Origin of the sequence: Pseudonocardia sp. Ae505_Ps2 (assembly GCF_001932425.1) — a bacterium.
GTDB lineage: Bacteria > Actinomycetota > Actinomycetes > Mycobacteriales > Pseudonocardiaceae > Pseudonocardia.
This window is the reverse complement of sequence record NZ_MCIP01000001.1, coordinates 4,660,192-4,671,677: the sequence shown is the minus strand read 5'-3', so window position 1 is coordinate 4,671,677 and position 11,486 is coordinate 4,660,192. Positions and strand designations below refer to the sequence as shown.

At 74.6% G+C, this 11,486-nt stretch carries 9 protein-coding genes; 3 read left to right on the top strand and 6 right to left on the bottom strand.

The features are described 5' to 3' along the window. Positions 1-73 precede the first annotated feature (73 nt). Positions 74-1,288, top strand: coding sequence for a formaldehyde dehydrogenase, glutathione-independent (gene fdhA / locus Ae505Ps2_RS21900; protein ID WP_075333412.1), 1,215 nt, complete (start codon positions 74-76; stop codon positions 1,286-1,288). A gap of 43 nt (positions 1,289-1,331) precedes the next feature. Here the strand turns inward: fdhA and Ae505Ps2_RS21895 are convergent, their stop codons facing one another. Both Ae505Ps2_RS21895 and Ae505Ps2_RS21890 read right to left on the bottom strand, forming a co-directional pair. Continuing rightward, positions 1,332-2,180, bottom strand: a complete 849-nt coding sequence (locus Ae505Ps2_RS21895) for an NAD(P)-dependent oxidoreductase (protein WP_075553945.1) — start codon at positions 2,178-2,180, stop codon at positions 1,332-1,334. Between the two features lie 40 nt (positions 2,181-2,220). Further along, positions 2,221-3,279, bottom strand: coding sequence for an iron-siderophore ABC transporter substrate-binding protein (locus tag Ae505Ps2_RS21890; protein WP_198932175.1), 1,059 nt, complete (start codon positions 3,277-3,279; stop codon positions 2,221-2,223). Positions 3,280-3,368: 89 nt separating this feature from the next. On the opposite strand from Ae505Ps2_RS21890, the gene Ae505Ps2_RS21885 reads away from it, so the two are divergent. Further along, a complete protein-coding gene (locus tag Ae505Ps2_RS21885; RefSeq protein ID WP_075306446.1) occupies positions 3,369-4,109 on the top strand; it encodes an aldolase/citrate lyase family protein in 741 nt (246 codons plus the stop codon). 4 nt (positions 4,110-4,113) lie between these two features. Here the strand turns inward: Ae505Ps2_RS21885 and Ae505Ps2_RS21880 are convergent, their stop codons facing one another. The 4 genes from Ae505Ps2_RS21880 to Ae505Ps2_RS21865 all read right to left on the bottom strand — a co-directional run bounded on the left by Ae505Ps2_RS21880 (position 4,114) and on the right by Ae505Ps2_RS21865 (position 10,523). Further along, the gene (locus Ae505Ps2_RS21880; RefSeq protein ID WP_083695906.1) at positions 4,114-5,259 is read right to left on the bottom strand and encodes a VanZ family protein; all 1,146 of its coding nucleotides are present in this window, start codon (positions 5,257-5,259) and stop codon (positions 4,114-4,116) included. A gap of 54 nt (positions 5,260-5,313) precedes the next feature. Continuing rightward, positions 5,314-6,297 (bottom strand): methylmalonyl Co-A mutase-associated GTPase MeaB, encoded by a 984-nt coding sequence (gene meaB / locus Ae505Ps2_RS21875; RefSeq protein WP_075306448.1) that lies wholly within the window; start codon positions 6,295-6,297, stop codon positions 5,314-5,316. A gap of 144 nt (positions 6,298-6,441) precedes the next feature. Continuing rightward, entirely contained in the window at positions 6,442-8,628 is a 2,187-nt protein-coding gene (gene scpA, locus Ae505Ps2_RS21870; protein ID WP_233147763.1) for a methylmalonyl-CoA mutase, read from the bottom strand. A 20-nt stretch (positions 8,629-8,648) separates the two neighbouring features. Continuing rightward, positions 8,649-10,523: a methylmalonyl-CoA mutase subunit beta gene (locus tag Ae505Ps2_RS21865; RefSeq protein ID WP_349289836.1), complete on the bottom strand. Its 1,875-nt coding sequence runs from the start codon at positions 10,521-10,523 to the stop codon at positions 8,649-8,651. A gap of 357 nt (positions 10,524-10,880) precedes the next feature. Between Ae505Ps2_RS21865 and Ae505Ps2_RS21860 the strand changes: the two genes are divergently transcribed. Next, positions 10,881-11,486, top strand: a complete 606-nt coding sequence (locus tag Ae505Ps2_RS21860) for a sulfite oxidase-like oxidoreductase (RefSeq protein ID WP_075306454.1) — start codon at positions 10,881-10,883, stop codon at positions 11,484-11,486.

Sequence of the window (11,486 nt, the reverse complement as noted above, 5' to 3'; positions counted from 1 at the left end):
GGATCCCTCGGTCCACGGAGCCACCGTGCGGCCGTGATCGCGGCCCGCACCCCCGCGCAACGAGGAGCACGTCATGCCCGACAACCGCGTCGTCGTGTACAAGGGGCCCGGCCAGGTCGCCGTCGAGTCGATCGACTACCCGAAGCTGGAGCTGCCGTCCGACGTCGTCGACGGCCTCGGCATCGCGCGCAAGGCCCCGCACGCGGCGATCCTGAAGATCGTCACCACCAACATCTGCGGCTCCGACCAGCACATGGTCCGCGGCCGCACGACCGCACCGGTCGGGCAGTCCCTCGGCCACGAGATCACCGGCGAGATCGTCGAGGTCGGCGACGACGTGCTGTTCGCGAAGGTCGGCGACATCTGCTCGGTGCCGTTCAACATCGCCTGCGGGCGGTGCCGGATGTGCAACGAGGGCAAGACCGCTGTCTGCCTGAACGTCAACCCGGCCCGTCCCGGCGCCGCCTACGGCTACGTCGACATGGGCGGCTGGATCGGCGGCCAGGCCGAGTACGTGATGGTGCCCTTCGCCGACTTCAACCTGCTGCGCTTCCCCGACCGCGACCAGGCGCTGGAGAAGATCCTGGACCTGACGATGCTCTCGGACATCTTCCCGACCGGCTACCACGGCGCGGTGACCGCGGGAGTGACCACCGGGTCGACGGTCTACGTGGCCGGCGCCGGGCCGGTCGGGCTGGCCGCGGCGCACGCCGCACAGCTGCTGGGGGCGGCCGCGGTCGTCGTCGGGGACATGATCCCCGAGCGGCTCGCCCAGGCCCGCAGCTTCGGCTGCGAGACCGTCGACCTGTCCGCCGACGGCACCCTGGCCGAGCAGCTCGAGCAGCTGCTCGGCGAGCCCGAGGTCGACGCCGCCGTCGACGCCGTCGGCTTCGAGGCCCGCGGACACGGCCGCGACGCCGGGGAGGCGCCCGCGACCGTGCTGAACTCGGTCATGGAGGTGACCCGGGTCGGCGGCGCGCTCGGCATCCCGGGGCTCTACGTCACCGGCGACCCCGGTGCCGCCGACGACAAGGCCAAGGAGGGCACCCTGGGCGTGCGGATCGGGCTGGGCTGGGCGAAGTCGCACAGCCTCACCACCGGTCAGTGCCCGGTGAAGAAGTACAACCGGCAGCTGATGCAGGCGATCCTGTCCGACCGGGCGCAGATCGCGAAGGCGGTCAACGCGACCACGATCTCGCTGGACGACGCCCCGCGCGGCTACCAGGAGTTCGACGGCGGCGTGGCCCGCAAGTTCGTGATCGACCCGCACGGCAGCGTCGCGGCGTGAGATCGGCCGGGTCCGGTGCCGCCGAGGCGGTGCCGGGCCCGGCTCAGCCGTCCTGCCCGGCCCCCGCCGCGCGCCGGTAGAGCTCCGCGGCGGCGCGGGAGAAGCCGTCGGGCAGCCCGACGGCGGCGAACGCGTCGGCCGCCTCGTCCATCTCCCCCGCCCAGCGCCACGCCCTGCCCGCCATGCGCTCGCGGGCGTGGGCCAGCGCGGCGGCGTGGTCGACCCCGGCCCGGTCCAGCTCGGCGTGCAGGGCGTCGGTGACGCCGAACGCCGCCGCGGCCTCCTCCAGCGCCACCCACAGCATCGGTGCGGCCTTGCTCTGCAGCGCGAAGCAGGCCTTGAGCCCGCTCGCGGTGCCCAGGTCGGTCCCGGCGGTCCCGAGCACCCGGGCGTCGAACGGGCCGGGCTCGAACAGGGTGGCGGCGGCGTCGGCCCCCGGCCCGGACAGCCACAGCATCGTGGTGCCCGCCGTCCACGCCGGCGGTCCGATGACGGCGCCGTCGCAGACGGTCGCACGGTCGCCGAGGAGCGTCGCGACACCGCGGACGGTGTCCGGGGACACGGCGTTGGCCTCGACGTAGAGCGGCCGGTCGGTGCGCCCGGTCAGCCCGGAGCCCACCAGGCCCGCCACCTCGCGCGCGGCGTGCGGCGGGCAGATCGACACGATCACGTCGGCCCGGGCGGCGAGGTCGGCGACCGTCGGCACCGCCTGCAGGTCGGCCAGCTCGGCGCGCTTGGCGGTGGCGTGCGAGCGGCCGGCGTCAGCCCAGATCACCGCGCCGGCCCGGGCCTTGAGGGCCGAGCCGAGTGCGGCGCCCATCGCGCCGGGGTGCAGGACCCCGACCACCGGCCGGGCGGGCAGGGACACCGGCTGCGCGGACGGCGACGACATGGGGTGATGATCGCACCCCGCCGTCGGCGGCCGGCCGGGCTCACCCCGTCCCGAGTGCGGCGGCCAGGTCGTCGAGCACCACGCGCGCGGCCTGCGGGCCCGCGTTGAGGAACCAGGTGTCGTCGTCGACGGCGGTGGTGCGCCGGTCCCGCACGGCACCGAGCGAGGCCCCGATCCCCTCGGTCAGCAGGGCCGGCGGCCGTGCGTCCGGTGCGGCGCCCTGGACGCCGTAGAAGATCCATCCGGCGTCGGCGCGGCCGAGCTCCTCGGCGGACAGGTCCTCCGAGGTCGCGGCGAAGCGCTGGCTCGGCGGCCGGGTGATCCCGGCGTCTGCGAGCAGCGAGCCGGGGAACGAACCGACGCCGAAGACCCGGACCCGGGTGGGCTGGATGCGCAGCAGCGACACCTCGACCGGCCCGGCCTGCTCGCCGACGGCACGGGCCCGCCCGGCGAGGTCGTCGACGAGGGCCTGCGCGGCGCCGGCCCGGCCCAGCGCGTGCCCGATCAGCAGCAGGTCGGTCTTCCAGTTCACGCCGTTGCCCCGGGTCATCACGGTCGGCGCGATCGCGGACAGCCGGGAGGCGACCTCCTGCGCCCCGGCCACGTTGGCCACGATCAGGTCCGGGCGCGCCGCGGCGACCGCCTCGATCGCCGGGTCGGTGCGCAGGCCCAGGTCGGCCATCGCCGCCAGCGCGGCCCGGTGCTGCGGGAACGCCGTGGTGAGGTACTCCGGGACCATCGTGGCCGCCTCGGCCCGGGTGGACCCGACGGGCACGACGCCGAGGGACAGCAGCCCGTCGAGCTGCCCGGTGGAGATGACCACGACCCGCCGGGGCTCGGCCGGGATCGTCGTGGTGCCCGTCTCGTGGGTGACGGTGCGCGGGAAGACGCCGTCGGGCTCGGGCGAGCCCTGCCCGGCGGGCAGCGCGGTGGGGGCCGCACCGTCCGTGCCCGCCGGCGCGGGTGTCCGGGTCGCCCCGGCGCCGCAGCCGGCGAGCAGGAACAGGCACACCGCGGCGGCCACCGCACGGGGCAGGACGGGGCGCACGGCACGGGGCACGGCTCGGCGCACGGTTCGGCCGGGGAAGGTGAGGCTCACCTGACCATCCCAGCCGACGGGGGTCCGGCGCACAACGAGACGACGATCTCGACTGGCGCGTCGGACGGGTCGGGCGGCACGGTCGTCGCATGACGACTGATCCCCTGTTCACCGACGACGCGGTCGGTGGCTGGCTGCAGCTGCCCTCCTCCGCCGTCGCCGAGATCGCCGGCTCCGTCGGGTTCGACCTGGTCTGCGTCGACACCCAGCACGGCCTGATCGGCGACGACACCGTTCTCGGCATGCTGCAGGCCCTGTCCGCGACCGGGACGCCGGCGCTGGTACGGGTCCCCGGTCACGGCGCGGAGGGCATCGGGCGGGCCCTGGACCGGGGCGCCGACGGCGTGATCGTCCCGCTCGTCGACACCGGCGAGCAGGCCGCGGCGGCGGTCGCGGCGTGCCGCTACCCACCGGACGGGGTGCGCAGCTTCGGCCCGGTCCGCCCGTCGTGGCAGGGCCGCGACGTGTTCGCCCCGCCCCGCACGGTGGTGATGGTGGAGACGGTCGCGGCGGTGGCGAACCTGGCCGACATCGTGGCCGTCGACGGGGTGGCGGCGGTGTTCGTCGGGCCGTCGGACCTGGCGCTGGCGCACGGGCTCCCGGTCGCCGCCCAGGACGACGGCGGCCCGGGGTCCGACCGCCACGCCGAGCTGGTCTCCGGGATCACCGCGGTGTGTGCGCGGGCCGGGGTGCCGGTGGGCATCTACTGCGACTCCCCCGCGCACGTGCGGCGCTTCCGGGCGCTGGGGTGCACGTTCACGATGCTCGCCGCGGAGCAGGCGATCCTGCGGGCGGCGCTGGCGGAGAAGCTGGCCGACGCCCGGTCCTGAGCGGTCAGCCCGCGGACCCGTCCCGCACCACGCGACGGTCGTCCGGGGTGGTGCGGGTGGGCTCCCTGGCGTCGACCATCGCGAGCCCGGTGAGGCGTCCGGCCACCCCGCGGTGGCCGGTGCTGCGCCAGAGCCCGACCAGGCCGACGAGCCCCCATACCAGCCCGAGCAGGCCGAGCCCCCCGGACGGACCGGACAGCAGCAGGAAACCGCCGGTGCCGAGCAGTGCCCGGGCGAGGCGGCGTCCGCGGCCGGGGACCCTGCCGTCGGGCAGCGCCGGGCGCAGCCGCACCGCACGCTGGCCGACCGTCCCGCCCCGGCCGAACAGCGGCACGACCAGGAACGCCAGCAACGGCACCCAGAAGCCGACGACGGCGTTGGCGGTGTCGTACCAGTCCGGGAACGGCGCCCGCAGCCCGGCGACGACGGTGACCCCACCGAGCAGCAGCGCCCCGAACAGCGCCCCGGTCGCCCACACCGCCATCAGGTCGCACACGGCGCCGAGCAGGCGTCGCCCGCCGGTGACCGGCGCCGGGAGGTCCGGGTCGCCCGTCTCGTCCCACGAGCGGGGCCGCAGCAGCATCGCGGCGAGCCCGCCGAGCAGGGCGCCCGCGGTGTTGGCGATGAGGTCGTCGACGTCGGCGAGCCGGTAGGCGCACGGGAACAGGAACCAGTTGCCGGTGTACTGGGTGGCCTCGACGAGCAGCGAGACCGCGAACCCGGCGGCGACGGTGACCGGCAGCGAGCGGCGGAACACCCCGCGCAGCAGCCAGCCCAGCGGCGCGAACAGCACCACGTTGAGCACGACCTGCTGGACGGCGGCGTTCGCGAGCCAGGCCCGCGCGCCGGTCGCGTCCTGGCGGGCGGCGATCCGGGCGATGTCGCCGACGAAGGCGAACGGCCGGGTCTGCAGCGAGTCCGCCGCGGTGCGCCCGGCGCAGAACGCCGCGTCGACCTGGGGCAGCGGGAGCAGGGTGTAGCCGAGGATCGCCAGGCCGTACACCGGGACGGCGACGAGCACGGCCAGCTCCCCGGGCCCGAACCGGCCGCGGCGACGGTAGGTCACCGCGACGACGGGGACGAGCACGGCCAGCACCAGCGCCGACCCGAGCCCGATCGCCAGCATCCCGGGGATGATCCGCTCGTTCACGGTCGCCGACGCTAGTGACCCGCCCCGGTGCGGGCAGGGACCGAAACGGGTGGTTCAGCCCAGGACGTCGAGGATCTGCTGGGCGGCGAGGGTGGGGGTGAGCCCGCCCTCGCGGACCTCGGCAGTGAGCTTCGGGAGCCGCTCGGCCGTCGCCGGGTCGTGCAGCACCCGGTCCATCAGCCGGTCGCGCACCATCTGCCACATCCACTCGACCTGCTGGTCGGCGCGCCGGGTCGCGAGCTCACCGGCGGACTCGAGGGCCTCGCGGTGCGCGGTGACCTTCTCCCACACCGCGTCCAGCCCCTTGCCGGTCTGCGCCGAGCAGGACAGCACCGGGGTGCGCCAGTGCGCCGAGGTGGGGGTCATCATGTGCAGCGCGCCGGCGAGCTCACGGGCCGCGGCGCGGGCGTCGCGCTCGTGCGGGCCGTCGGCCTTGTTCACCGCGACGACGTCGGCGAGCTCCAGGATGCCCTTCTTGATCCCCTGCAGCGCGTCGCCGGTGCGGGCGATGGTGAGGAACAGGAAGGTGTCGACCATCCCGGCGACGGCGGTCTCGGACTGGCCGACCCCGACGGTCTCGACGAGCACGACGTCGAACCCGGCGGCCTCCATGACCACCATCGTCTCCCGGGTGCGGCGGGCGACCCCGCCGAGCGTGCCCGCCGAGGGCGAGGGCCGCACGAACGCGTCCGGGTCGACGGCCAGGCGCGGCATCCGGGTCTTGTCCCCCAGGATGGAGCCGCGGGTCCGGGTGGACGACGGGTCGACGGCGAGCACCGCCACCCGGTGGCCCTGCGCGGTGAGCTTCGACCCCATCGCCTCGATGAACGTCGACTTCCCAACACCGGGCACCCCGGAGATGCCGACCCGCACCGCGTGCCCGGCCTTCGGGGTGAGCTCCAGGAGCAGCTCCTGGGCGGCCCGCTGGTGGTCGGGCCTGCTGGACTCGACCAGGGTGATCGCCCGGGCGAGCAGGGTGCGGTCGCCGGCCAGGACCCCGCGGGCGAGCTCCGCGGGGTCGGGGACGCGAGGGGCCATCGGCGGGACTCTCCTTGCGGGTCGGCACCGCGCCCGGTGCGCGGGTGGGCACACCGGGCGCAAGGACGGCGGCACGGTGACAGCGGCACGGTGACGGAGGCACGAGCCCGGGGACACCGTGACGGCGACACCGTGCCGGCGGGCTCAGTCGGCGTAGACGCTGCCGGCCGGTGCGGACGTGTCCGGGTCGTCGTGACCGAGCGCGGCGGACAGCTTGCCGAGCAGGTCGACGGCCGCCTCGGCGATGACCGTGCCGGGCGGGAACACCGCGGCGGCGCCCATCTCCAGCAGCTCCGGCACGTCCGCGGGCGGGATGACCCCGCCGACGACGACCATGATGTCGTCGCGCCCCAGCTCGGCGAGCTCTCGGCGCAGCTCCGGGACCAGCGTGAGGTGTCCTGCGGCCAGCGAGCTGGCGCCGATCACGTGCACGTCGGACTCGGCGGCCTGCTTCGCGACCTCGGCCGGGGTCTGGAACAGCGGCCCGACGTCGACGTCGAAGCCGATGTCGGCGAACGCGGTGGAGATGACCTTCTGGCCGCGGTCGTGGCCGTCCTGGCCCATCTTCGCGACCAGGATGCGGGGCTGGCGGCCCTCGTGGCGGGCGAACTCGGAGACGAGCTCGCGGGCGCGGTCGATCGCCGGGTTCTGCCCGGCCTCGGCGGAGTACACACCGGAGATGATGCGGATCTGACCGGCGTGGCGCCCGAAGACCTTCTCGAGTGCGTCGGAGATCTCCCCGACCGTGGCCTGGTCGCGGGCCGCGTTCACGGCCAGCTGGAGCAGGTTCTCGTCGTCGGAGCGCGACGAGCCCTCGGCGATCTTCTCCGCGGCGCCGGTCAGCGCCCGCAGCGCTTCGTCGACGGCGCGGTCGTCGCGCTCGGCGCGCAGCCGCTGCAGCTTCTCGAGCTGCTCGCGTCGCACGTTCTTGTTGTCGACCTTGAGCACGTCGATCTGCTCGTCGGCCTCGACGACGTACTTGTTGACGCCGATCACCGGCTGGCGGCCGGAGTCGATGCGGGCCTGGGTGCGGGCCGCGGCCTCCTCGACACGCATCTTCGGGATGCCGGCGTCGATGGCCTGGGCCATGCCGCCGGCCTTCTCGACCTCGTCGATGTGCGCCCACGCCCGCTTGGCGAGGTCGTAGGTGAGCTTCTCGACGTAGTACGAGCCGCCCCACGGGTCGACGACGTTCGTGGTGCCCGACTCCTGCTGCAGCAGCAGCTGGGTGTTGCGGGCGATCCGCGCGGAGAAGTCCGTCGGCAGCGCGAGGGCCTCGTCGAGGGCGTTGGTGTGCAGCGACTGGGTGTGGCCCTGGGTCGCGGCCATCGCCTCGACGCAGGTGCGGACGACGTTGTTGTAGACGTCCTGCGCGGTCAGCGACCAGCCGGAGGTCTGGGAGTGCGTCCGCAGCGACAGCGACTTGGCGTTCTGCGGCTCGAACCGGTTCACGAGCTTCGACCAGAGCAGGCGGGCGGCCCGCATCTTGGCGACCTCCATGAAGAAGTTCATGCCGATCGCCCAGAAGAAGCTCAGTCGCGGGGCGAACTTGTCGATGTCCAGCCCGGCGTCGACACCGGCCCGCAGGTACTCCACGCCGTCGGCCAGGGTGTAGGCGAGCTCCAGGTCGTTGGTCGCACCCGCCTCCTGGATGTGGTACCCGGAGATGGAGATCGAGTTGAACTTCGGCATCTTCCGGCTGGTGAAGCCGAAGATGTCGGAGATGATCTGCATAGACGGCTGCGGCGGGTAGATGTAGGTGTTGCGGACCATGAACTCCTTCAGAATGTCGTTCTGAATGGTTCCGGTCAGCTTCTCGGGGCTCACGCCCTGTTCCTCGGCGGCGACGATGTAGAGCGCCAGCACCGGGAGGACGGCGCCGTTCATCGTCATCGACACCGACATCTTGTCCAGCGGGATGCCGTCGAAGAGCTGGCGCATGTCGAGGATCGAGTCGATCGCGACACCGGCCATGCCGACGTCGCCCGCCACGCGGGGGTGGTCGGAGTCGTACCCGCGGTGGGTGGCCAGGTCGAACGCGATCGACAGGCCCTTCTGCCCGGCCGCGAGGTTGCGCCGGTAGAACGCGTTGGACTCCGCGGCGGTGGAGAATCCGGCGTACTGGCGCACCGTCCACGGCTGGTTGGTGTACATCGTCGGGTACGGCCCGCGCAGGTACGGGGTGATGCCCGGGTAGGTGTGCAGGAAGTCGACGCCGGCGAGGTCGTCGGCGGTGTAGAGCGGCTTGACGCCGATCCCCTCCGGTGCTTCCCACGTCGGGGCGGAGCCGTTCCACGCCGTGGCGGGCGCTGTGTCGCCCAGGAGCGGCACGGTGGTGAAGTCGGGAATGCTCACTTCGAGCCCTCCAGGTGGGTGTACACGTCGTCCAGGACGGCGAGGGCGTCGCAGCCGGCGAACAGGTGGCCGTCGACGCCGGGCACCGGCTCCTTCGGCTTCCCCGCGAGCAGGATGTGGGTGGCCCCGGCCTCGCGCAGCGCGGCGGCGGCCTCGGCGGCCCGCTCGTCGTAGAGCGTGTCCGAGGAGCAGAGCACCGCGACCGGCGAGCCGCTCTTCCCGAACGCCTCGACGACGTCGGCTGCGGTCTCGGTCGGGCCGGCGTCGACGGTGTCGACACCGCCCGCGGCCAGCAGGTTGCGGGTGAACCCGGCGCGGGCGGTGTAGACCGCCAGCGGGCCGAGGGTCGCCAGGAAGGCGGTGGGACGCGAGCCCGTCTCGGCCAGCAGCGCGTCGGAGCGGTCCCGGTGGGCCTCGTAGGCCTCGGCGGGGCGGTAGAGCGGCAGCCCCCCGCGCTCGACGGCCGGCGGCAGCGGGGTGCGTCGCACCGGCTTCTCGTTCAGGTCGGGGAACTCCGAGACGCCGGTGAGCGGGGCCTTCCGCTTCGCGACGTCGGCCTCGCGGCGGGCGCGGACCTCGCCCACCTTCTCCGCGACCAGGCCGGAGTCGAGCGCGGCGACCGCGCCACCCGCGGCCTCGATCTCGACGAAGAACTCCCAGGCCACCCGCGCGAGGTCCTCGGTGAGGTGCTCGACGTACCAGGACCCGCCCGCCGGGTCGATGACCCGCGCCAGGTGCGACTCCTCGACCAGCAGGTTCTGGGTGTTGCGGGCGATGCGGCGGGAGAACGGCTCGGCGACGCCGAGGGCGGCGTCGAACGGCGGCACGGTGACCGCGTCGGCCCCGCCGACGCCCGCGGCGAACCCGGCGACGGTGCCGCGCAGCATGTTCACCCACGGGTCGCGCCGGGTGAACAGCGCGTCGGGGACGGTGGCGTGCTGGGTCTGCGGCACGTCGGTGACGCCGGAGGCCTCCAGCACCCGGGCCCACAGCCGCCGGCCCGCCCGCAGGGTCGCGATCGTCGGGAACTGCTCGGGAGTGGCGGCGTAGCGGAACTCGATCAGCCGGGCCGCGTCGGCCACCCCGATCCCCGCGGCGTCCAGGGCACGCAGGTAGGCGACCCCCGCGGCCAGGGACCAGCCCAGCTCCTGGGCGTCGGAGCCGCCGGCCTCGCGGACCACGGTCGCGTCGACGGTGATCGCGGTGACCTTGTCGAAGGTGCCGTGCACGCGACGGGCGACCTCGACGACGGACTCGACGTCCGGGCCGGAGCCCGCGCGGGCGCGCAGCCCGATCGGGTCGACGCCCAGCGAGCCGAGCAGCTCGGCGTCCTCGACGCCGTTGCGGGCGGCCAGGTCCAGGTAGGCGTGCGCGGCGGCGACCTGCTCGGTCCCGGCGTCGAGGGCGACCCCGGCCAGGTCCAGGTGCACGCCGTCGAGGGCGCGCGCCAGGTCGGCGACGGCGACGCCGCCCTCGCCCACCCGCAGCCACACCGAGGTGACGCCGCACTCCAGGTCCGCCAGCACGGCCTCCCGGACGGCGGCCGGGTCGGTGCCCGCGTGGCGCTGGCGGATGTCCCAGCCGTCGGGGACGTGCCCGTCGGTGCGGGCGCCGCGGGTGAACGGCCACGACCCCGGCACGCCGGTGGGCGGCAGGTCGGTGGTGTCCTCCTCGGCGTAGAGCGGCGCGACCCGGATCCCGTCGGGTGAGGTGCGGGTCAGGGTCTCGACCCCGGCCCCGAGCTCGGCGTCCTCGCCGAGCCGGCCCGACTTGCGCACCACCGCGTCCACGGCGGCGAGCCACTGGTCGCGGGTGACCGGGTCGAAGGCGCCCGCGAGGACCAGCTCCTCCGGCTCCACCGGAGCATCCACGGAAGAGCCCTCCGGACCGGCTGCGCGGCCGACCGCGCTGCGGTCACTGTCCGTCATCCGCTCTGTTCTCCTCACCGGCCCGCGGGGCGGCCTCGTTGCCCGCCGGATGGCGCCGTCGTCGACGCCACCGAAGTGCAGCGGAGTCTAGTGAGCCGGTGCCGCCAGGGGCATGCGCTGTGGCGAGGCGCGCACGGCCTGTGATGCACCCGACTGGCGCAACGGGGCCGTCCGGGGGCCTCGCGGCGTGCACGCGGCCGTTCCCCGCCGGTAGTCCCCACCGGTAGCCCCTGGCGGCCGGGTGCCGGTGTGACGGGCCGGGGCGGGAACAACCGGGGGCGGGGGTGCATTGTGGTCGGCATGCCCCGCGTGACCCGAGGATTCGTCGGGCGCAGACCGCGTGACCGACGGCTGCCGCCCGGCCAGTACGACGCCGGCGACCAGTGGCCGGTGCTGACCGCCGAACGCGCCCCCGTGCTGGACACCGCCCGCTGGACCTTCCGCATCGACGGTCTCGTGCAGCGCCCGGTCGAGTGGACCTGGGACGAGATCCGCGCCCTGCCCCGCGAGCGGTGGGACGGCGACATCCACTGCGTCACGACCTGGTCGAAGTTCGGGATGCGCTGGAGCGGGGTCGCGGTCGACACGCTGCTGGAGGCGGCGGGACCGCTGCCGGAGGCGCGGTTCGCCGTCGCGCACTCGCACTCGGGCTACACCACGAACATGCCGCTGTCGGACCTGACCGGCGGCCGGGCGTGGCTGGCGTTCGAGGCACAGGGCGCGCCGCTGACCCGCGAGCACGGCGGCCCGGCACGGTTGCTGGTGCCGCACCTCTACTTCTGGAAGAGCGCGAAGTGGGTCGCCGGGCTGCGCCTGCTCGCCGAGGACGAGCCGGGCTTCTGGGAGCGCAACGGCTACCACGACCGCGGCGACCCGTGGTCCGAGCAGCGGTTCCAGGGGGACTGA

Coding starts and splice junctions, on each gene's coding strand:
- fdhA (WP_075333412.1), top strand. CDS start 74: ATGCCCGACAACCGCGTCGTCGTGTACAAGGGGCCCGGCCAGGTCGCC.
- Ae505Ps2_RS21860 (WP_075306454.1), top strand. CDS start 10,881: ATGCCCCGCGTGACCCGAGGATTCGTCGGGCGCAGACCGCGTGACCGA.
- Ae505Ps2_RS21895 (WP_075553945.1), bottom strand. CDS start 2,180: ATGTCGTCGCCGTCCGCGCAGCCGGTGTCCCTGCCCGCCCGGCCGGTG.
- Ae505Ps2_RS21885 (WP_075306446.1), top strand. CDS start 3,369: ATGACGACTGATCCCCTGTTCACCGACGACGCGGTCGGTGGCTGGCTG.
- meaB (WP_075306448.1), bottom strand. CDS start 6,297: ATGGCCCCTCGCGTCCCCGACCCCGCGGAGCTCGCCCGCGGGGTCCTG.